The organism is Glutamicibacter sp. FR1 (assembly GCF_047300825.1).
Lineage (GTDB): Bacteria > Actinomycetota > Actinomycetes > Actinomycetales > Micrococcaceae > Glutamicibacter > Glutamicibacter nicotianae.
The window spans coordinates 2,612,344-2,632,992 of the sequence record NZ_CP178602.1 but is presented as its reverse complement, the minus strand read 5'-3'; the positions used below and the strand labels follow the sequence as shown (position 1 = coordinate 2,632,992).

The window sequence follows — 20,649 nt, the reverse complement described above, 5'->3', positions numbered from 1 at the left end:
TCCTGCAATGGCAGGCTGCTGCTGGCTGATAAAATTACAGATGCAGACGCTTTTTGCGGCGTTCTGGATACTCTGCCCACCACCAGCCGACAGAGGAAATGCGTGCTAATAATTCTCACTGCGCTGTTTGTGACCGCTCTTTTATGCCCACTGATATTCAGGGCCCTGAAGCGTAACGGTTTCTACGTTGTGGCGGTCGTTCCTGCAGTGGGATTCATTTGGTTGCTGACCCGCATGCCTGCGGTGCTTTCCGCTGACAATTCACTGGCCAATGGTGCGCCGAATGCGCCGCCATCAGTTCAGATGGAATGGATTCCCGGGCTGAACATCGCCCTGAATTTCCGCATGGATTCCTTGGCCGCGACAATCCTGCTGCTGATCCTGGGCGTGGGCGCGCTGGTGCTGTTCTATTGCGCCCGCTACTTCAAGAATGATGATCCGCAGATCGGCGGCTTCGCGGCGAAGATGGTAGCTTTCGCCGGGGCCATGACCGGCCTGGTGACGGCAGATGACATCATCATCATGTTCATTTTCTGGGAAATCACCAGTGTCCTTTCCTACTTGCTGATCGGTTTCAGCCAGGCCCTGATCACCGCGCGCCGTTCGGCCATGAACGCGCTGATCATCACGACCCTCGGCGGTCTGGTGATGCTCGCCGGCATCCTGATGCTCGGCGCGGCGGCCGGCAGCTACCAGCTGTCGGAAATCCTGGCGTCAGCCGATGCGCTGGTGGCGATGGGGACCTTCACCGATGTTGCGGTGGCACTGATCATCGTTGGGGCGATCTCCAAGTCGGCCCTGGTGCCCTTCCACTTCTGGCTGCCCGGGGCCATGGCGGCCCCGACTCCGGTCTCCGCGTACCTGCACGCGGCGGCCATGGTCAAGGCCGGCGTCTACCTGATCGCGCGCCTGGCCCCCGGCTTTGCCGAGACCGCGCTGTGGGCACCCATGACCGTCGGCATCGGCATTCTGACCATGCTCATCGGAGGATACCGGGCGCTCAAGCAATACGACCTCAAGCTGATCCTCGCGTTCGGCACGGTCTCGCAACTGGGCTTCATCATCGCGGTCTTCGGCTTCGGCACCCACGAAGCCGCCTTCGCGGCACTGGCCATGACGCTGGCGCACGGCCTGTTCAAGGCGACGCTGTTCTTGAGCGTGGGCATCATCGACCACAACACCGGTACGCGTGATATCCGCAAGCTCACCGGTTTGGGCTGGGTCATGCCGATCCTGGCCACGACCACCGGCATTGCCGCCGCCTCCATGGCCGGCGTGCCGCTGCTGTTCGGCTTTGTCGCCAAGGAAGCTATCTACGAGGCAGCCCTGCACCTGGATACTGGGTGGTCGCTGGCGGCGCTCATCGGCCTCCTGCTAGGCGCGGCGCTGACCATGGCCTATTCGCTGCGCTTCTTCTTCGGCGCGTTCGGCGTGAAGAAGAAGAAGCTGCCTGCGCTGCAGTGCAAGGCCCCGACGCTGATCTTCCTGGCCCCCTTGCTGGTTTTGTCGGCGGCAACGCTGTTCCTGGGGCTCTACCCGCAGCTGGTGGAGCCGTTGGCCATCCACTGGTCGGCCGCGCAGGGCGGACCGGGCAAGATGCACTTGCTGCCCTTCGCCGGCTTCAACGCGGCCCTCGGACTGAGTGCCATTTCCGTGGGCCTGGGCCTGTGCTTCTTCTGGCTGCGCCACCGCACCGACACCGGCGCCCCGCTGCGCCGGATGATCACCTCAGCCGAGGAAATCTACCGCATGTCGGTGAACGTGCTGGACAAGGCGGCCATTTGGATCACCGGTCGCACCCAGCGTGGTTCGCTGTCCTTCTACCTGGGCGTCATCCTGGCCGTGGTGCTGGTGATTCCGCTGGCCATCGCGCTGACCGTCTACACCCCGTGGCCGACGAACTGGATCATTGCCGACCATCCGGCGCAGCTGCTGATCGGTGCGGTGATCATCGCCGGTGCGGTGGTTGCCATAACCGCGCCGAAGCGCTTCATGGCGGTGCTGATGGTTTCGGTAACCGGCTATGGCATGGTCGCGATCTTCGCCCTGCAAGGTGCCCCCGACCTGGCACTGACCCAGCTGCTGGTGGAGACCATCGTGCTGGTCTCCTTCGTGCTCGCCCTGCGTGCCTTGCCCAAGCGGCTGTGGGTCGGACTGACCAAGATCAAATGGGGCCGGGCGATCCTGGCGATCTCATTGGCCTTGATGGTCGTCTACATCGCCATCGCGATGATGGCCGCGCGCACCGAGGCACGCATTTCCCTGGCTTGGCCCGATCTGGCCTACTACGACGGATTCGGCAAGAACATCGTCAACGTGGCCCTGGTGGATATGCGCGTGTGGGATACCTTCGGCGAAATTACCGTGCTGGCGGCGGCAGCCACCGGTGTGGCGTCGCTGATCTTCGCCGGACGAAGCTTCGGCAACCGGGTACGCGCCCACCACGTGGCTCCGGGCAGCATCGACGCCGGCTCCGAAGCCATAGGCACCAAGGACTCGAAGGAAACCGAACTGCGCATCGCCCGGCGTTTCGCTTCCAGCTCCAACCAGGACTGGCTGATGGCCGGCAACACGCTCGTCGCTGAACGCCGCTCGATCATTTTCGAAGTTGTCACCCGGCTGATGTTCCACACCGTGCTGATCATGTCGGTGTACACGCTGCTGACCGGGCACAACACCCCAGGCGGCGGCTTTGCCGGCGGGCTGATTGCCGGTTTGGCGCTGACCATCCGCTACCTGGCCGGAGGCCGCGTGGAACTGTCCGAGTCGATGCGCATCGCTCCGGGCATGCTGATTGGCGGCGGCATTGCGCTGGCCGGCCTGACCGGCATCGTGCCGCTGCTGCTGGGCGATGGAATCTTCACCACTTATGCCCTGGAATTCTGGTTCTTCGGCGAGCACAAGTTCGTTTCCTCAACGATTTTCGATATTGGAGTGTATCTGGTGGTCCTTGGCCTCGTGCAGGATGTGCTGCGTTCCCTGGGCAGCGAAATCGATTCGCTGTCCGAAGGCCGCAGCCCGGTGGACCGCCACGATGAAATCCAGGCATCACGGACAGGAGTTGGCCGATGAGCGTGAATATCACCTTCCTCGTCGTCACCGGCGTGCTGCTGGCCGCCGGCTTCTACCTGGTGCTCGAACGCACCCTGACCCGTGTGCTGCTGGGCATCATGCTGCTGGGCAACGGCATCAACCTGCTGCTCCTCACCAGTGGCGGCCGCAAGGGAGCCGCGCCGCTGTTCAACCCCGAGGTGCCCGCGGACGAGTATTCCGATCCGCTGCCGCAGGCGCTGATCCTCACAGCGATCGTGATCACCTTCGCAGTGACCGCGTTCCTGCTCGCGATGATCTACCGGTCCTGGACCTTGACCAGCGCCGATGAGCTCACCGATGACACCGAAGATATCAAGGTGTCCCAGAAGACCGCCTACGACGAGGAAGAGGACTCGCCGGTGGCTGAGGACACGACCGAATTCGTCGATGAAGAAGGCCGCCCAGTGCGCGAGGGGGAAGAGTGAATTTCCTGGATCTAGCCCCGTTGGCAGTGGTGCTGCCGATCTTCGGTGCCGGTGCCGCGTTCCTGGCCCGCCGCCAGGTCCGCATGCAGCGCCTGATCACCATCGGCATCCTCACCCTGACCCTGCTGCTCGAAGCCGGCATGCTCGCCGCCGTGTGGGGCGGGGAAAGCTATGCCATCCACATTGGCGGCTGGGACTCGCCTTTCGGCATCGCGCTGATGGTCGACGGGTTCAGCTCGTTCATGCTGCTGGTTTCCACGGTCGTTTCGCTCGCCGTGCTGCTCTTCGCCACCAGCCAGGGCCTGGCCGATGGCGATGAGCCAGGGCCGGTGTCGATTTTCCATCCGGCCTACCTGATCCTGCTCGCCGGCGTGTCCAACGCCTTCCTGGCCGCCGATCTCTTCAACCTGTATGTCGGATTCGAAATCCTGCTCACCGCCAGCTATGTGCTGCTGACTCTCGGCGGTACCGCAGAGCGCATCCGCGCCGGCACTACCTATGTGGTGGTCTCAGTGGTCTCCTCGGTGATCTTCCTGATGGCCATCGCGATGATCTACGCGGCCACCGGCACGGTGAACATGGCAGACCTCGCGGTGAAACTGCCTGAACTAGGCCAGGGCCCGCAGTTGATCCTGCATGTGCTGCTGCTGATCGCCTTCGGCATCAAGGCCGCGGTCTTCCCGCTGTCACTGTGGCTGCCGGACTCCTACCCGACCGCGCCGGCACCGGTCACCGCGGTGTTCGCCGGGCTGCTGACCAAGGTGGGCGTCTATGCGATCGTCCGCACCGAAACCCTTCTCTTCCCGGGCGGCTCGGTCAACGCCGGCTTGCTGGTGGTGTCCGCGCTGACCATGGTCATCGGCATCCTCGGTGCGCTGGCGCAGACGGACTTCAAGCGCATGCTCTCCTTCACGCTGACCAGCCACATCGGCTACCTGATCTTCGGCGTGGCAGTGGGCGGGCCGCTGGCCATCTCCGCGACCATCTACTATGTCGGCCACCACATCATTGTGCAGACCTCGCTGTTCATGGTGGCGGGCCTGATCGAACGCCGTGCCGGCAGCTCGAATGTCACCCGGCTCGGCTCGCTGGCCAAGCTGTCCCCGGCGCTCTCCCTGCTCTTCTTCATCCCGGCCATCAACCTGGGCGGCATCCCGCCATTCTCCGGGTTCCTGGGCAAGTTCGGGCTGCTGCATGCTGCCGCGCAGGATGCCGACCCGCTGACCTGGGTCGTGATCGGCGCCGGGTTGCTGACCAGCTTGCTGACCCTGCTGGCGATCATCCGCGTGTGGGCCCGCGTGTTCTGGCGCCGTGCCGCCGATGCCGAGGTGCCAAACCAGGAGCTGGTGGCCGAAGCGATGCAGGTCGCCGGCGAGACGCTGGCCGGCGGCGCGCAGAACCCACGCCTGGGCTTGAAGCTGGCCAAGCAGTTGGAAGCCGACTCCTTGCCCTGGGGCATGCGCTATGCCACTGGTTCGCTGGTGCTGGCGGGCATCGGCCTGACCGTCTTCGCCGGGCCCATCTTCGAATTCTGCGAGCGGGTGGCAGCTGAGCTAATCGCCCGCGAACCTTATATCAGCTCGATCTTGCCATTCTGATTGGAGGGATGATGCCGAACAAGAACTTTGAACCGCGCGACCAGCGCATCGACGATGCGCTGGATACCTCCGGCGTGCGCCACCGTGCGACACTCAAGCAGGAATGGCCGCTCTTGCTGCTGCTGCTCTTCGTCTGGGGCGCCCTCTGGCAGGACTTCTCGCTGGCGAACATGATCTTCGGGGCGGTCATTGCCCTGGTGATCGTGAACCTGTTCCCGCTGCCGCCGGTAGTCCTTTCGGGCCGGATCAACCTCTGGTACTGCGTGAAGCTGTTCATCTGGTTCCTCGGACAGGTTGTCGCGGCCAGCGTCCACGTGGCCTGGCTGGCGGTGGCACGCGGAAAGAGCACCCGCAGCGCGATCATCGCCGTCCCGCTGCGCACCGGCTCGGACCTGATCGTGATGACCGTGGGCCACATGCTCACGCTGATCCCCGGATCCTTCGTGATCGACGTGGACCGCAGCTCCTCGACCCTGTACCTGCACTACATCAACATCCAGTCTCAGGAGGATGTGGAGAAGGCACGGGCAGCTATCCGGGACATCGAACGCCGGCTGATCATGGCCATCGGCAGCCGTGACGAGTACGAGGCGATCAAGAGCGAATGCGGACCGGACGTCGTCGCGAGGAAGGGATAAACATGCTGGATATCGTCATCTGGATCTGCGGCATCATGCTCGGGCTGGGCGCCATCGCCTGCCTGATCCGGGTTGCCAAGGGGCCATCAATCCTTGACCGGGTGCTTGCCCTGGACGTGATGCTGCTGATCATCTCCGCCGCCCTGTGCCTGGAGATGGTGCTGCACGAGCACACCGACTACATGCTGTTCGTGGTTGCCGCGTGCATGCTCGGCTTCATCGGCTCTGTGACCGTCTCGCGCTTCGTCTCGGATCAGAGGAATGCCTAATGGAACTCTTCCTCGATATCCTCGTCGCCATCCTGCTGATCCTCGGCTGCCTGATGTCCTTGATCGCAGGCATCGGCTTGCTGACCTTCCCGGACATGCTCACCCGCATGCATGCGGCCACCAAGCCGCAGGTGCTCGGCTTCCTGCTGATCTTCGCCGGGTTGGCCATCTACCTGCGCAGCTGGGCGGTCATCCCGGTCCTCGCGTTGGCTTGGGGCATGCAGCTGCTGACAGCGCCGGTTTCCGCCCACATGATCGGCCGTTCCGGCTACCGCACCAAGCACGCGGCCAAGGAAACCCTGTTCTCCGATGAGCTCAGCCTTGTGGTCAACAGGGTCAATGGCGCACCGCCCACCGGAGCAACACCGATGTCCAAGGCCGAAGCGCCAGAGGACAAGTAATGCGAAAAGAGCGGGAGCAGTTCAGCCGAACTGCTCCCGCTCTCGGCTTGCCGCCGAAGCCTATTTGGTGAACTTGGCAACAACCTTGTTGGCGCTGCGGTCGGCCACGGTCTGCATGATCGCTGCCACCAGGGCCGAGACGATCGCGAAGCCCAATGCGCGGCGGAAGGACGCTTCAGCCGCTTCCTCGGTGCCCTTGCGTGGCGCCTTGCTGCCGGTTGCCTTCAACCAAATGAAATCAACCAGCTTGCCACCGAGCATGCCCGCGCCAACGGTGATGCCGGTAGTGACAAGTTTCTGCACTTTATCCATTTTTTCCTCGCGATCAAGCTCGTGACACATCGTTCCTCTGCCCAGCATACCTGCGGTATGGTGGGGGAGCAGTAATTATTCCGACAGGGGAGCGTCAGACTTCTACGAAGTCGCAGGACGCTGAGAGTGCGATGGATCGCAGACCCTCGAACCTGCCCCGGCTAGTACCGGCGAAGGAAGTCGAGCATCTCGGATGCGGATAGGCGCAGCATGCCCTCATTCCGTGCATCCCCCCTCCTTTCCACAGGAGGACCAACAATGAACGAAACAATTTCGAAGCATCGTACCGGCTGGCGTGTCGTCGATATCGTCGTGGCATCGGTGATCGCCGTGGCTTCAGGAGTCATTTTCTGGGCATGGAGTGCCGGCTACGGCCTGTTTTCGCTGGCCTTCGCGGCTTTCCCTCCAGCCACCGCGCTGCTCACCGGCATGTGGCTGTTCCCCGCGGTGCTCGGCGCATTGATTATCCGCAAGCCCGGCGCCGCGATCTACTGCGAGATGCTGGCCGCCGTGGTTGAAGCGCTGCTCGGCTCGCACTACGGGTTGACCGTGCTGATCTCCGGCCTGGTCCAGGGCCTGGGCGCGGAGCTGGTCTTCGCGGCATTCCGCTACCGCAAGTGGAACCTGGGCGTGGCACTTCTGGCAGGCCTGTCCTCCGGCCTGTTCGCCGGCATTACCGAGGCATACATCCTGGCCTACTACGTCGAGTACACCGCCGGGATGAAGATCTTCCACGTGATCGCCACCGGTGTTTCCGGTCTGGTCATCGCCGGGTTGCTGTCCTGGCTGGCCACGCGCGGACTGGCGAAGACCGGTGCCCTGAGCGCACTGGCGAGCCGGCGTGCACACCTGGAAACCGCAAAATGAGTTCAGTTGCCAATTCCGATGCCGCCTCGCTGACCCAGCGCGGAGCGTCAATCACCGCAACTGGTTTCGGCTGGCAGCACTCGGAGCGGCAGGAACCTGCCATCTCGGGGCTGGATCTGCAGATCCACGCCGGTGAAAAGGTGCTGCTGCTCGGTCCATCCGGTGCCGGCAAGTCGACGTTGCTGCATGCAATGGCCGGGCTGCTGGAAGCCGATGAGGATCAGCAGCTTGCCGGACAGCTGCTGATTGATGGCAACGATGCGTTCCGCCGGAGCCACCCGGTGGGCTTGATGCAGCAGGACCCGGAAACCCAGGTCGTGCAAAGCAGGGTCGCCGATGATGTGGCCTTCGGAGCGGAGAACCTCGGGATGGATCCGGGCGTGATCCGCCAGCGGATCCCCGAAGTGCTGGACGCGGTCGGATTGGGCGCGCTGTCCTTCGACCACCGCACCCAGCAGCTCTCCGGCGGGCAGAAGCAGCGCTTGGCCCTGGCTGGCATCCTGGCCATGGAACCCGGCCTCATGCTGCTCGATGAACCGACCGCCAACGTGGACCCGCAGAGCATCGGGCCGTTGCGCGATGCGGTGCTGAACGCCGCGAAGCTATCCGGTGCCACGCTGGTTGTGGTCGAGCATCGGCTCGAAGCTTGGGCAGAGCATATGGACCGGGTTATCGTGCTGGAACCGGGCGGGGGAGTCGCGCACGACCTGGATCCGCGTCAGCTGTACACCGAAGAACCCGTGCGCCAGGAGCTGGCTGCCGCCGGGCTATGGGTTCCCGGATATGTTCCGCAGGTGGCACCGGCCGAGAACCTTGCCGGAGCTATGCTGCTGGAAGCGCGGCAGCTGGTCTGCGCCCGCACGGCTACCGCGCCGCATACCCAGGCGGTGGATATGGAAGTGCAGGCGGGCACCGCCACGGTGATTCTCGGCGAGAACGGCGCCGGCAAATCGACGCTGGCCCTGGCCTTGGGCGGTTTGCTGGCCCCGGCCAGCGGTGAGCTGACGGCCACCGCGCAACTGGCCGACGGCCTGGGCAATTCCCCGTTTGCTTGGAAAGCCGGTGCACTGATCGGGCGGATCGGCTCGGTCTTCCAGGAGCCCGAACACCAGTTCGTGACGCAGAGCGTCCGCGAAGAGCTGGCTTTCGCACCCAGCCGTGCGCAGGCGAGCAGCGCCAACGCGCCGAAGTACGACCCGGCCCAGGTCCAGGCGCGCGTCGATGCGTTGCTTGAACGCTTGGGGTTGGCGCATTTGGCTGAGGCGAATCCGTTCACGCTCTCCGGCGGAGAGAAGCGCCGGCTGTCCGTGGCCACCGTTTTGGCAGCCGCGCCAGAGGTGCTGATCCTCGACGAGCCGACATTCGGGCAGGATGCGAACACCTGGCGGGAGCTGGCCGGGTTACTGGTCGAAGAGCTGCAGCAGGGCACTGCGATCATTGCAGTCACCCACGATGAGCATTTTGCCTCGGTGCTCCAGGCCAATCAGCTGGTGCTCGCTTCCGGCACCCCGGATGCTGATGCCCCGCGCCAAGGGCCGGTGCTCGATGCGCCGGTAGGGCACAGCTGGCTGGCGAAGATCAATCCGCTGGCCAAGCTGGGTGCGGTGGCCGCGGCAACGCTGCCGCTGATCACCACCTTGGATTGGGTCTCGGCACTGGTGATTATCCTGGCGACCGTGGTGTTCTTCCCGCTGGCCGGGCTGAGCCTGCTGAAATTCCTCAAGCGTGCGTGGCCGTTGCTGCTTGCCGGGATCTTCGCGGCCTGGGGCATTGCCCTGGTGGGCCAGGACAGCGGCATGGTGTACGCGCAATTCGGCGCCTTCAGCATCACCGAGGGATCGGTAGCCGGCGGCATAGCCACCGGACTGCGCGCCTTCGCACTGGCCATCCCGTGCATCTTGCTGCTGGCCACCACGAACCCCAGCGATTTGGGCGGGGCGCTGTCCCAGCAGCTGAAGGTCCCGCACCGGTTTGTGCTCGGGGCGCTGGCAGGCATGCGATTGCTTGGGCTGATGGTGGAAGAATTCACCACGCTCACCCTGGCCCGGCGTGCTCGCGGTGTCGGAAACTTCGGCACCGTGGGCCAGCGCATCAGGGCAACCCTCGGCCAGGTGCTGGCGTTGCTGGTGCAGGCGATACGCCGCGCCGGACGGCTGGCAACCACGATGGAGGCCAAGGGGTTCGGCACGGCCAAGCGCACCTGGATTCGCACGGCCACCTTCACCTGGCGTGATGGCATGGTGCTGGCAACCGGAATCCTGCTTGGCACGGCCGCCATGGCTGCGGCCGTGCTGGCAGGGACCTACAACCTGGTGTGGTCCTAGCGGATTGCGTCGCTCAGGGCGCTGAGCTCCTCATGGAGCTCGGCGTCCAGCCGCAACGGCTTGGCATCGATGGTGCGCACCGGGGTGAGCAGGCGGATCGATGACACCAGCCACACGCCGTCGGCCTGGTACAGGTCCTCAGGGCGAAGCGGGCCATAGCCCAGCTCCCAGCCGTCCTGCGCCGCCGCATCGAAGATCGCGCTTTGCGTGGTGCCTGGCAGAATGCCGGTTTCCAGCATCGGGGTGAGCAGTCGCTTGGTCTCGTCATCGCGCTGGGCAACCAGCACGGTCGAGGTCGGAGCTTCGAGGATGATGCCGTCAGCCGAAGTGAAGATGACGTCATGGGCGCCGTGCTTGTGCGCGTAGCGCAGGGCGGCCATGTTGATCGAATAGGAGAGGGTCTTGGCGCCCATCATGAGCCATGGTGCGCGTTCGGCCAGCTTCGAGTCGTAGCCGCGGTCCAGCAGCAGGACATCCACGCCGGTTTCGCGCTGTTCCTTGCCCAGCGCCGGTGCCGGGGTGACGGTGACCCAGCAAATGGTGGGATCGCTGTCGTGCTCGCCGCGTGCAGCAACCAGCTTCACCACGGCCTCTTCGGCGCCGCCGGTGGCGTCGAAGTCGGCAACCGCGGTGTCGACCGCGGCATACCAGCTGCGCGAATCGGGGATGGCCAGGTCTGCAACTTCAGCAGAGATTGCCAACCGTGACAGATGCGCTTCGAATTTGCGGACGGCCTGGTTGGTGTAGAGCATCGATTCGAAGATGCCATCACCTCGCGTGACTCCCTGTGCGGTGACCAGAAGTTGCGGTGCGGTGATATCGGCAAGACGTCCAGCCGGATAGGCAGGATCCAAGAATACAAGTGAGCTCATAAAGACAGATTATCGAACCCCAGCGTCTTCTGCGTGATTTCTGCGGGCGGAGATTCAGACAAGCAGGGGATTGTTCGATAAGCTAAGCGAAGGATTTTGGCCTGTATATCGCAGATCAGAGGCCGAAATGCCAACTTCGAGTGTATAGCCAAAGGGGGTGCCTACGTGTGGCCAAGCAATGAAGTCTTCTTGCAGATCGGCGGCGTTCTCTGGAGCGTGCTGGTGGCGATCGAGCTAGCGGTCCGCTACTTCATGATCGGGATCGTTCCGGGCAACCGGCGCCCCACCACCGCAATGGCATGGCTCTTGGCCATCTTCTTCCTGCCCGTGGTGGGACTTGTCGCCTATTGGCTTTTCGCCAACCCGCGTCTGTCGCGCAGCCGGCTGGAAAAGCAGCGCCGGGCCCATGATGAAATCATGAAGGCCACGAGCCACATGCAGCTGCCCGAAGAGTTCCATTCCCAGGAGGAATGGGTCGAATCGGCGGTCATGCTCAATCGCAACCTCGGTGCCATGCCGCTGGAAGGCGGAAACCAGGTTGAGGTCCTCTCCGATTATCGTGCCTCGCTTGACGCGATGCGCGTGGAAATCGAAAAGGCCACCCGCTATGTTCATATCCAGTTCTACATCATGGGCGATGACCCGGATTATGTTGGACCGGTACTCGATGCGCTGGAAGCGGCAGCGGATCGCGGCGTGCACGTCCGCTTGCTCTTCGACCACTTGGGAACCTTGCGCGTAAAGGGCTACAAGGATTTCAAGAAGCGCCTGAAGAAGTCCAATATCAACTGGCGCCCGATGCTGCCCATCGACCTGATTGGCCGTCGTTGGCGACGTCCGGATCTGCGCAACCACCGCAAGATCCTGGTGGTTGACGGCGAGGTGGCTTTCACCGGGAGCCAGAACCTGATCGAACCTGGCTACAAGCGCGAGTCCGCCCACAAGGTTGGCCGCGAATGGGTTGAGATGATGTTGCGCGTCGAAGGCCCGCTGGTGCGCAGCCTGGACGTCACCTTCGCTACCGACTGGTGGCAGGAGGACGACGACCAGGAAGTGCTGATGGACATGGCTGAGGCTCGCCACCCGCTGGCCTACGAGGAACGCCCGGGCTCCACCCTGGCGCAGCTGCTGCCCAGCGGCCCAGGCTACGGGACCGAGAACAACCTGCGGCTGTTCAATACGCTGATCTATTCGGCTTCCGAACGTCTGGAGATCACCAGTCCCTACTTCGTTCCCGACGATTCGTTGCTCTACGCCATCACAACTGCCGCACAGCGCGGGGTGGAAGTCGAGTTGTATGTTTGCGAAGAAGGCGACCAGTTCCTGGTGCACCATGCACAGCAGTCGTATTACCAGCAGCTGCTGGAAGCCGGCGTGCGCATCCACCGGTACCCGGCTCCCATGGTGCTGCATACCAAGTGCTTCACCGTGGATAACGAGGTGGCGGTGGTGGGATCCTCGAATATGGATATGCGTTCGTTTAGCCTGAACATGGAAATATCCGTGATGCTGCTGGGCCAGGAAATGGTCGATGCGGTCAACCAGGTGCAGAACCACTATCGGGATATTTCTTCGGAGATCACCCTGTCGCAGTGGCGTCGCCGGCCGCGCATGCAACGTTGGATCGACAACGTCGCACGCCTGACGGCCACCTTGCAGTGACGCGTAGCGCTTAGGATTCGTCCGGGAAGCTGGCCCCCAGCGCCTGGAGCACACCACGGGATTTGGTGATGACCTCGTCCCATTCGTCGGCGGGTACCGAATCTGCGGTAATCGCTCCGCCCAAGCCCAAGCTCAAGCGCCATGACTGGTCAGCCAGCTGGTCGCATACCAGGGTGCGGATCACCACTGAGAAGTCGGCAGCGCCATCAGCACCCAAATAGCCCACCGCCCCTGAGTACAGTCCGCGGGCACGATGGTCTTCCAGCTCATCCAGGATATTCATTGTGGACAGCTTCGGTGCACCGGTCATGGAACCGGGAGGGAACGCTTCACGCAGGGCCTCGGCGGCCAAGCGCGGGGAGGACAGCGTGGCGTCGATGGTCGAGACCATCTGGTGCACCGTCGCATAGGATTCCACCGCGCACAGCCGGGCTACCTTCACCGAACCGGGAACCGCATGGTGCGACAGGTCGTTGCGCAGCAGGTCGACGATCATGATGTTCTCGGCCCGGTCCTTGGGATGCGTAGCCAAATCATGCTTCAAAGCGAGATCCGATTCTTCATTCTCGCCGCGCGGACGGGTGCCCTTGATCGGCTCGGCCCGCAGCTGCCCGTCCTTGGACAGCGCGAGGAAGCGTTCCGGCGACATGCTGGCGATCTGCAGATTGGCGAAGCGCAGGTAGTGGGCAAAGGGTGCCGGGCTGGAGCGGCGCATGCGGCAATAGGCTTCGAATGGATCGAACTGTTCGGCATGGGCGGTCAACTCGGTGGTCAGGCACACTTCGTAGGTGTTGCCTTCATAGATCTCCCGTTGAGCTTTGCGGATCTTGTGCTTGTATCCGGTTGCAGTATCCGCGCAGCTGAATTCCGGGATGGGCAATTCCCGCCCGCTGCGCAGTTCTGGCGGGTTGCCCAATAGCATGCTCACTGCCGCTGCGGGCTCGGCAATGCTGTGCAGATGCATCTGCTCTTGGTGATGGTCGATGACCACCACGGTGTCCGGCGCGAAGAACTGGGCATCCGGGCGTACCCGTCCGGGTTCAACCACAGCCTGCAGATCTGCGGCGCCGACCTCGCGTTTCAGCTCATACCCGAGATACCCCACCCATGCGGGCAACGGATAGCCGGTTTTCGCATCGATAGGCGAGCCAGGCCAGCAGCCAGCCAGGGCGCGGAAGAAATCTTTGCCCAGCCGTACTTCCGCGCCGGGCAGTCGGATGCTCGTGCCGTGGCTGGTAGCGCTCAGCAACGGCGGCTGCTGAGCAGTGGAGAGAGCAAGCACCGAATAGCGATTGCGTCCCAATGGGTCGCTGAGCTTGTGGCTTGTCGATTCCAATAACGCGGCATGCGGAAGGGCAGCGGCCAGTTGCTCGAAAAGCGAGGCCGCATCATCTGGCGCCTCGTAGCTCTGGCGGAATTCCAGGACGCTGGGAGCCGTGTTGGGGCCTGCGCACCGCTGGCGTATTCCGGCGGGCAGGTATCGGCAGGCCAGTGCCCAGATTTGCATGGGATCGCGGTCGCTGGTGGCGTCCATCACCAGGTCGGCCGCGTGGTGCGGGTTATGGGCCTTCAGGTACCGATCTTCCTGCTCGGCCCACATGTCCCAGTACGGGCGGTAGGTCTCGCCGTCGCGGGCCAGCGCCCGGTCGCGGCGGCAGTTTTCCGGGGCCTCAAGCCAGATTCCGAGGTCGAGGTACTTCCGGGCTGCGACATGGAGCGCGCCGACGCCTTCAACGACAACGATCTCGGCAGGCGAGAAGTTGCTGGATCGGCCGAGGGTACTCGATTCCCAATCCCAGGTGGGGTATGCAGCGGTGATCCCTGCTGCCAGCTGCGGCAGGATCCGTTCATACAGCTCGAAGGAACTGTGCAGTCCATCCCAACCGTGGTACAGGTCTTCAAGGCGCAAAATAGCTACGGAGGCGGTGGCTTCCAAGTATTCCGCTAGGTCTGTTGCAAAGGTGCTTTTGCCGGATCCGGAACGCCCGTCAATGGCAATAAGTGTCGGTCTAGCGGTTTCCACGAGAGGTGATATTACTCCGCACGTAATCTACAAGGGCAGGCAGGGAAGCAGAAATGAGTTTCCAGGTCTCGCGGAAATCTCCCGCGTCACCGTACCAAGGGTCGTAAATGCCCTGCTGGTCGTGCGGGGAGCTCGCGGTTCCCGGATCGAAGGAACGGAACATCCTCAGCTGCGGGCGTTCGCTCGGATCGATCTCGGCCAATTCGGGAACGAGATCCTCGAAGTGGTCGGTGTCCATTGCCAGGACAAGATTCATCTTGGCAATTTCGTCCGAGTCGATCTGGGCGGCAATGTGCTCAGCAGCATCAAGCCCATGGCTGCGCAGCGTACTGGCGGCCCGCTCATCGATGCGCTTGCCGACTTCGCCGTCGGTGATGGCTCGCGAAATGACCTCCACCTGCGAGACTTCGGCGTCCTTGAGCGCATTCTTGAGCATGTACTCGGCCATGGGGGAACGGCAGATATTTCCCGTGCACACGATCATTATCCGGAACATGGCATCAGTCTATGGGCACAAGGCGATTCGATCGATAGCTACGCGCCCGTTTCCCGGCAACAAAACGGCAACGATTCGGTGCGCAGGGCCATGAATGGGTTACGACTAGGGGTTCGAGACGGCTTTGGGGGAGAAAAATTAGTGGATCAGCAACAGCAGCGCGGCGACCAGGATGAATAGGATGCCGAAGAGGATGTTCAGCAGCTTGGCACCCCGGTAGGTGGCGGTGAAGCGCTGGAAGGTACGGGCGGTGCCGGCAAAGAAGAAGAACATCACCAGGATGTCCACCACGATGACCGTGCCGATGAAGATGGCGTATTGGGGCAGCAAAGGCTGATCGGTCCGGATGAACTGCGGGGTGAATGCCAGGAAGAAAACGATGGCTTTCGGATTAAGCAAGTTGACCAGGATTCCGCGGTTGAGCATTGCCCAGCGTGTCAGGCGGTGCCCGGTGCTGGTCCCGTCAGAGGCTACTTCCGGTTTGGAGAGCATCATGCGGATGCCCAGATAGACCAGGTAGGCGGCGCCGGCGTAGCGGATGATGCTAAAGAGCAGCGGGGAACTGGCTACCAGCAGTCCCACTCCTGCCGCGACAATGACCACATGGATCAGCAAAGCGATCTGTTGCCCGATGACACCCCAGATGGATGCACGCCAGCCTTGGCGCATCGAGTTGCTCATCGTGTTTATTGCTCCGGCGCCGGGAGTGAAGCTGATGATGATGCAGGCGCTGAGCAGGGAAATCCAAAGTGAAAGTGTCACCTGATGATGTTAGTACCCGGCTATGGCGCGGCTGGTTTGGTCGCACGCTGTGTTACGACTTCTTCGCGGGCGCTGTCCACACCGGCGACGGCTTCGGCCATGAATTTACTGATGACTTGCAGCTGTTCTTCGTCATATCCGCTGAGGATGTCGAGCATCTTGATCCCCAGCGGCATGAACATTTCCCTGCCCTTGGTGCGGGCCTTGGAGGTCATGGCGATGCGGATGACGCGGCGGTCGCGGTCAGAGCGCTGGCGCTCGATCATGCCCAGCTTTTCCAGACGGTCCAGCATCGCGGTAGTGGCCGGTGAACTCAGCTGCAGCTCGCGACTCAGATCACGCGGGGAGGGCAGCAGGCCGCGTTGCTCGTAGTTAATAATGATGGACAGCGCATTCATATCGGTTCGGTGGGTCCCGTAGATTGCTCCAGTGGATTCAACGTAGCGGTCCGAGGCTTGGCCGAATTCCTGCAGGAGCCTAACCACGTGATGGTGTTCTCGTGCGCTCATAATCGTAATCGTAGCTGGAAAATAATTTAATAGCTTGGCGAGTATTTCTATAATGGAAATAAATCTTGTACTATTGCCTTCTGGGTCGCTGTGCGATCCGCTGCCAGCAATCACGAGTGAGGATAGATCAGTGGCGCACCTAGCGAAAACCGATCAACCAGCAAGCAGGAAGCGGTTGGATAAGAAGGGTATTGGCCTCAGGGCAGGGATTTACGCCCTGCTGATCATCCTGTGGCTGGCAGTGGCCGGTATCGGCGGCCCGACCTTCGGCAAGCTCTCCGAGGTCCAGACCAATGACCAGACCTCATTCCTTCCGGCGAGCGCCGAAGCCACCGAGGCGCTGCAGTGGCAGGGTAAATTCCGCTCCACCGAAGCAATCCCGGCCGTAGTCCTGCTTACTAGCACCCAGGGGGTTAGCAAGGAAGATGCCGGGCGGATCGGCGAGGCCTTGAAAGACTTCACCCATCTGGACGGCGAAATCACCGGCCCCTTCCTTTCCGAGGACGGCAAGGCTGCTGAATTCATCGTTCCGGTCTCCGGCGAGGTGAAAGCCGACGCCGGAGTCGAAGGGCTGCGCTCGCTGATCGCCGCCGAAAAGCCTGATGGCTCCACCGCCTATGTCACCGGACCTGCTGGCTTCAGCGCCGATCTGGTTGAGGCCTTCGGCGGCATCGACGGCGTGCTGCTGGGCGTGGCCCTAGTGGCAGTGCTGGTGATCTTGCTACTGGTCTACCGCTCGATCCTGCTTCCCTTCACTGTGCTGCTCACCTCGGTCGTGGCGCTGTGCGCAGCTATCCTCGCCGTGTACTTCATGGCCTCCGAAGGCTGGATCAGGCTTGATGGCCAGGCCCAGGGCATCTTGTCCATCCTGGTGATCGGCGCAGCTACCGACTATTCGCTGCTGTTCGTCGCCCGCCACAAGGAAGCCCTGGTCGCAGGCCAGGACAAATGGCAGGCTGTGGCGACAGCCTGGAAGAGGTCCCTGGAGCCGATCCTCGCCTCGGGCGGCACCGTGACAGTGGGCCTGCTGTGCCTGCTCTTCTCCGACCTGAACTCCAACAAGGCATTGGGTCCAATTGGCGCCTCAGGCATTATCTTCTCGATCATCGCCGCGCTGACTTTCCTGCCGGCAGTGCTCGGGCTGCTGGGCCGGGCAGCCTACTGGCCATTCGCCCCCAAGCCTGCGGTCGTAGATGCCCAGGGCCAGGAGAAGGAAGGTATGTGGGGCCGCATTGCGCGTTTCGTTGCCAGACATCCGCGTCCAATCTGGATCATTACCGCCGTGCTGCTCGCCGTGGGAGCGCTGGGCATGACCCAGCTCAGGGCCCATGGCGTGCCGCAAAGCGAGCTGGTGGTTGGCGGTTCCGAGGCGCGCGACGGACAGATCGCCTTGGGCGAGCATTTCCCTGGTGGTTCGGGATCCCCGGCCACAGTGATCGTCGATGAAGCCCAGGCGAAGGTGGCCTTGGAGAAGGCGCTGGATGTTACCGGCGTGGATTCGGCCTACCTGCAGGCCGAGGATGGTGGCCCGGCAATGCCCGCCCGTGGTGCTGATCCGATGAACGTCGAAGGCCGGAACCTGATCTCGGTGACCCTGGCTGATGCGGCGGACTCGGATGCCGCCAAGCAAACCGTGCTTGAGCTGCGTGAGCAGATGCATGCGGTGGATTCGGATGCATTGGTCGGCGGCACCACCGCAACGCAGATCGATACCAACGAGACCGCGATTGCGGACCTGTTCAAGATCATCCCGATCACGTTGCTGGCGATCTTGCTGATCCTCATGCTGCTGCTGCGCTCCATCCTGGCCCCGGTGCTGCTGATCCTGAGCACGGTGCTGTCCTACGGCACGGCGATGGGAGTCAGCGCACTGGTCTTCAACAACGTCTTCAACTATGTTGGCGCGGACCCTTCAGTGCCGCTGTTCGGCTTCGTGTTCCTGGTGGCCTTGGGCGTGGACTACAACATCTTCTTGATGACTCGTGTGCGCGAGGAATCCTTGAAGCGTGGAACCCGTGAGGGCATGCGCGTTGGCCTGAAGGTCACTGGTGGGGTGATTACCTCCGCCGGCGTGGTGCTCGCTGCAACCTTCGCCGCCTTGGGCGTAGTGCCAATCATGTTCCTGGGCCAGCTGGGCTTCATCGTGGCATTCGGAGTGCTCTTGGATACCTTTGTGGTCCGCAGCCTGCTGGTTCCCGCGCTGGTTGAGGAAATTGGACCAAAGGTCTGGTGGCCCTCGAAATTGGCGAAGAAGAAGTTCGAATTGAACTAGCAAGAAGTTCGCAGAATCCGGGAGTGCAGGTGGTGAACATCTCCCGGCATAGCAGTGCAAAGCGGGGCCGCTCACAGACGTGCCCCGCTTGAGCACTGTAGTATGGATCTTTGTGCGTCACCGGAAAATTCTGTGGCGTATGCGTCGACAGTTTTGATTTCCCCTCCAGTAGATCGCCCGGACAACCTCCGCCGGTTCACTTTTGGTAGCAGGCCTTGGCCTTGCACGTTGCGGACTTCCTCCTGGCTCGGCGAAACCCAACGCCTGCATCAGGCGTGCGAATCAGAGAGAAAGTTTGAATATGTCCGTAACTTTTAGCGCCCTCGGTGTGCCCGAATATCTTGCCAAGGTCCTTGCCGACAGCGGAATCGAATCCGCCTTCCCGATCCAGGAAGCGACCCTGCCTTCGACTCTCGCCGGCGGCGACGTCCTGGGCCGCGGCCAGACCGGTTCCGGCAAGACCCTGGCTTTCTCGCTTCCACTGGTAGCGCGTTTGGCAGATCGCCCGCAGCGCCGCAAGGCTCGTTTCCCCCGTGCGCTGATCATGGCTCCAACCCGCGAACTGGCAACCCAGATCGCCAAGACCGTTGAGCCTTTGGCGAAGGCTGCCGGCCTGCGCACCACCGTGATCTACGGTGGCGTGGCCCAGAGCCGCCAGGAAAAGGCCATGAACGAGGGCGTTGACATCGTCATCGCCTGCCCAGGCCGCCTCGATGACTTGATCAAGCAGAAGATCGTCGACCTGTCCCAGCTGGAAATCTCCGTGCTGGACGAGGCCGACCACATGGCAGACATGGGCTTCTTGCCTGTAGTACGCCGCATCATGGACCGCATGCCAACCGGCATCCAGCACATGTTGTTCTCCGCCACCTTGGATAACGGCGTGGACAAGGTAGTCAAGCGCTACCTGAGCCACCCGACCATTCACTCGGTGGATGCGCCCGAGGCCGCTGTGAACACCATGGAGCACCACGTCTTCGTCATCGGCAACGATGATAAGAAGGACCTGATCCGCGTCCTGGCTCAGGGCACTGCCCGCCGCATCATGTTCATGCGCACCAAGCACCACGCCAAGAAGATGGCGCTGACCCTGTCCAAGGCTGGCGTTCCAGCAGTGGACCTGCACGGCAACCTGTCGCAGAATGCCCGTGACCGCAACCTTGCTGCTTTCGCTTCAGGCGAGGCGAAGGTGCTTGTCGCTACCGACGTTGCCGCTCGTGGCGTGCACGTTGATGGTGTGGAACTCGTGGTTCACATTGATCCACCTGCGGAGCACAAGGCTTACACCCACCGTTCGGGCCGTACCGCACGTGCCGGTTCGGATGGAACTGTAGTGACCATCTGCACCCCTGATCAGCAGGGCGACGTTTCGACTTTGCTGAAGCAGGCCGGGCTGAAGGTACCTTTCGAAAAGGTCAACCTGAACTCGCCAGTTGTGGCTAAGGTCGTCGGCGAAGTTGCTGAGCATGTTCCATACGTTGCTCCAGTGCAGCAGAAGCGTAACCCGGCGAAGAAGAAGCCTGCTGGCGAAACTTCGAACGCACGCGGTGGGCGTGGCGGCGGACGAAATGCTCGTGGTGGGAAGCCTGCCGGTGAGGCACATGGCCGCGGTGGAGACCTTCGCCGTTCAGATCGTTCCGGTGCATCGAACCAGTCGGAGCGTCCAGCACGCGAATCACGCGGTGCTAACGCTGAGCGTCCTTCACGTGGTGCCAACACCGAGCGTCCTTCACGTGGTGCCCGCGGTGCTAACGCGGACCGTCCAACAAACTCCTCGCGCTCAGCACGATCCGGTGGTCGCAATGCTGCAGGTGCCGCAGGTGGCCGCTCACGTGGACCACGCCGTGCATCAAGCCCTGCTACCGGCGGGCGCTAAGAACTAGTACCCAAAAGAAGCTCCAGACAGCCAAAAGCTGTCTGGGGCTTCTTTTTGGTGGTGGGGTTGCGAGCGGATCGGAAAATGAGAATCGGGACTTTTACACCAGATTGTGCAAGCGTTTCCTATGTAATAAGTTGGAAAATTACTGAAAATTTTGATGTTTTACCTGCATCCGAGTGTAAAAGTTGGAAACGCTTGCACTTGATGGAATTCGCTCAGTAGTGTGGGATGAATCACTGGCAAGCCA

At 62.3% G+C, this 20,649-nt stretch carries 17 protein-coding genes and 1 riboswitch; of the genes, 11 read left to right on the top strand and 6 right to left on the bottom strand.

The genetic code is table 11. The features are described 5' to 3' along the window. Positions 1-102: 102 nt before the first annotated feature. From ACLQ8T_RS12665 to mnhG, 6 genes are read left to right on the top strand one after another with little or no spacing between them, the layout of a single operon-like run. A complete protein-coding gene (locus ACLQ8T_RS12665; protein WP_413454814.1) occupies positions 103-3,072 on the top strand; it encodes a Na+/H+ antiporter subunit A in 2,970 nt (989 codons plus the stop codon). Further along, positions 3,069-3,518 carry a Na(+)/H(+) antiporter subunit C gene (locus ACLQ8T_RS12660; RefSeq protein WP_038991744.1) on the top strand — a complete coding sequence of 150 codons (450 nt, stop codon included), beginning with the start codon at positions 3,069-3,071 and terminating at the stop codon, positions 3,516-3,518. The genes ACLQ8T_RS12665 and ACLQ8T_RS12660 overlap by 4 nt, the downstream gene beginning before the upstream one ends. Further along, a complete protein-coding gene (locus tag ACLQ8T_RS12655; RefSeq protein WP_413454813.1) occupies positions 3,515-5,116 on the top strand; it encodes a Na+/H+ antiporter subunit D in 1,602 nt (533 codons plus the stop codon). The genes ACLQ8T_RS12660 and ACLQ8T_RS12655 overlap by 4 nt, the downstream gene beginning before the upstream one ends. Positions 5,117-5,124: 8 nt before the next feature. Next, complete coding sequence (locus ACLQ8T_RS12650; protein ID WP_413454812.1) at positions 5,125-5,754, top strand: Na+/H+ antiporter subunit E; 630 nt, start codon at positions 5,125-5,127, stop codon at positions 5,752-5,754. 2 nt (positions 5,755-5,756) lie between these two features. Beyond that, positions 5,757-6,023, top strand: coding sequence for a monovalent cation/H+ antiporter complex subunit F (locus ACLQ8T_RS12645; RefSeq protein WP_204722759.1), 267 nt, complete (start codon positions 5,757-5,759; stop codon positions 6,021-6,023). Continuing rightward, the gene (mnhG, locus tag ACLQ8T_RS12640) at positions 6,023-6,424 is read left to right on the top strand and encodes a monovalent cation/H(+) antiporter subunit G (protein ID WP_038991739.1); all 402 of its coding nucleotides are present in this window, start codon (positions 6,023-6,025) and stop codon (positions 6,422-6,424) included. Before ACLQ8T_RS12645 ends, mnhG begins: the two co-directional genes overlap by 1 nt. Positions 6,425-6,484: 60 nt before the next feature. Here mnhG and ACLQ8T_RS12635 read toward each other — a convergent pair whose 3' ends face one another. Next, complete coding sequence (locus ACLQ8T_RS12635; RefSeq protein ID WP_038991737.1) at positions 6,485-6,736, bottom strand: DUF4235 domain-containing protein; 252 nt, start codon at positions 6,734-6,736, stop codon at positions 6,485-6,487. Between the two features lie 75 nt (positions 6,737-6,811). Beyond that, a riboswitch (TPP riboswitch) is annotated at positions 6,812-6,932 on the top strand. A gap of 62 nt (positions 6,933-6,994) precedes the next feature. Here ACLQ8T_RS12635 and ACLQ8T_RS12630 point away from each other — a divergent pair. Then, on the top strand, positions 6,995-7,603 hold the full coding sequence (locus tag ACLQ8T_RS12630; protein WP_413454811.1) for an ECF transporter S component: 609 nt from the start codon (positions 6,995-6,997) through the stop codon (positions 7,601-7,603). Continuing rightward, a complete protein-coding gene (locus ACLQ8T_RS12625; protein ID WP_413454810.1) occupies positions 7,600-9,927 on the top strand; it encodes an ATP-binding cassette domain-containing protein in 2,328 nt (775 codons plus the stop codon). Before ACLQ8T_RS12630 ends, ACLQ8T_RS12625 begins: the two co-directional genes overlap by 4 nt. Here the strand turns inward: ACLQ8T_RS12625 and ACLQ8T_RS12620 are convergent. Then, on the bottom strand, positions 9,924-10,799 hold the full coding sequence (locus tag ACLQ8T_RS12620) for an aminodeoxychorismate lyase (protein WP_413454809.1): 876 nt from the start codon (positions 10,797-10,799) through the stop codon (positions 9,924-9,926). The genes ACLQ8T_RS12625 and ACLQ8T_RS12620 overlap by 4 nt on opposite strands. Before the next feature lie 189 nt (positions 10,800-10,988). On the opposite strand from ACLQ8T_RS12620, the gene cls reads away from it, so the two are divergent. Next, complete coding sequence (cls, locus tag ACLQ8T_RS12615; RefSeq protein WP_128471295.1) at positions 10,989-12,461, top strand: cardiolipin synthase; 1,473 nt, start codon at positions 10,989-10,991, stop codon at positions 12,459-12,461. Positions 12,462-12,471: 10 nt separating this feature from the next. Here cls and ACLQ8T_RS12610 read toward each other — a convergent pair whose 3' ends face one another. The 4 genes from ACLQ8T_RS12610 to ACLQ8T_RS12595 form a co-directional block, all read right to left on the bottom strand. After that, entirely contained in the window at positions 12,472-14,484 is a 2,013-nt protein-coding gene (locus ACLQ8T_RS12610) for a chorismate-binding protein (RefSeq protein WP_338085796.1), read from the bottom strand. Next, positions 14,471-14,968 carry a low molecular weight protein-tyrosine-phosphatase gene (locus ACLQ8T_RS12605; RefSeq protein WP_413456411.1) on the bottom strand — a complete coding sequence of 166 codons (498 nt, stop codon included), beginning with the start codon at positions 14,966-14,968 and terminating at the stop codon, positions 14,471-14,473. The genes ACLQ8T_RS12610 and ACLQ8T_RS12605 overlap by 14 nt, the downstream gene beginning before the upstream one ends. Positions 14,969-15,118: 150 nt before the next feature. Next, positions 15,119-15,742 (bottom strand): LysE family transporter, encoded by a 624-nt coding sequence (locus ACLQ8T_RS12600; RefSeq protein WP_204722753.1) that lies wholly within the window; start codon positions 15,740-15,742, stop codon positions 15,119-15,121. 20 nt (positions 15,743-15,762) lie between these two features. Further along, positions 15,763-16,251, bottom strand: a complete 489-nt coding sequence (locus ACLQ8T_RS12595; protein WP_128471257.1) for a MarR family winged helix-turn-helix transcriptional regulator — start codon at positions 16,249-16,251, stop codon at positions 15,763-15,765. 130 nt (positions 16,252-16,381) lie between these two features. Between ACLQ8T_RS12595 and ACLQ8T_RS12590 the strand changes: the two genes are divergently transcribed. Together ACLQ8T_RS12590 and ACLQ8T_RS12585 are read left to right on the top strand one after the other, a co-directional pair. Next, complete coding sequence (locus ACLQ8T_RS12590) at positions 16,382-18,523, top strand: efflux RND transporter permease subunit (RefSeq protein WP_204722752.1); 2,142 nt, start codon at positions 16,382-16,384, stop codon at positions 18,521-18,523. 301 nt (positions 18,524-18,824) lie between these two features. Continuing rightward, entirely contained in the window at positions 18,825-20,399 is a 1,575-nt protein-coding gene (locus tag ACLQ8T_RS12585; protein ID WP_204722751.1) for a DEAD/DEAH box helicase, read from the top strand. Positions 20,400-20,649: the final 250 nt, after the last annotated feature.

Coding starts and splice junctions, on each gene's coding strand:
- ACLQ8T_RS12635 (WP_038991737.1), bottom strand. CDS start 6,736: ATGGATAAAGTGCAGAAACTTGTCACTACCGGCATCACCGTTGGCGCG.
- ACLQ8T_RS12650 (WP_413454812.1), top strand. CDS start 5,125: ATGATGCCGAACAAGAACTTTGAACCGCGCGACCAGCGCATCGACGAT.
- ACLQ8T_RS12620 (WP_413454809.1), bottom strand. CDS start 10,799: ATGAGCTCACTTGTATTCTTGGATCCTGCCTATCCGGCTGGACGTCTT.
- ACLQ8T_RS12630 (WP_413454811.1), top strand. CDS start 6,995: ATGAACGAAACAATTTCGAAGCATCGTACCGGCTGGCGTGTCGTCGAT.
- ACLQ8T_RS12585 (WP_204722751.1), top strand. CDS start 18,825: ATGTCCGTAACTTTTAGCGCCCTCGGTGTGCCCGAATATCTTGCCAAG.
- ACLQ8T_RS12645 (WP_204722759.1), top strand. CDS start 5,757: ATGCTGGATATCGTCATCTGGATCTGCGGCATCATGCTCGGGCTGGGC.
- mnhG (WP_038991739.1), top strand. CDS start 6,023: ATGGAACTCTTCCTCGATATCCTCGTCGCCATCCTGCTGATCCTCGGC.
- ACLQ8T_RS12660 (WP_038991744.1), top strand. CDS start 3,069: ATGAGCGTGAATATCACCTTCCTCGTCGTCACCGGCGTGCTGCTGGCC.
- ACLQ8T_RS12595 (WP_128471257.1), bottom strand. CDS start 16,251: ATGAGCGCACGAGAACACCATCACGTGGTTAGGCTCCTGCAGGAATTC.
- ACLQ8T_RS12605 (WP_413456411.1), bottom strand. CDS start 14,968: ATGATCGTGTGCACGGGAAATATCTGCCGTTCCCCCATGGCCGAGTAC.
- ACLQ8T_RS12625 (WP_413454810.1), top strand. CDS start 7,600: ATGAGTTCAGTTGCCAATTCCGATGCCGCCTCGCTGACCCAGCGCGGA.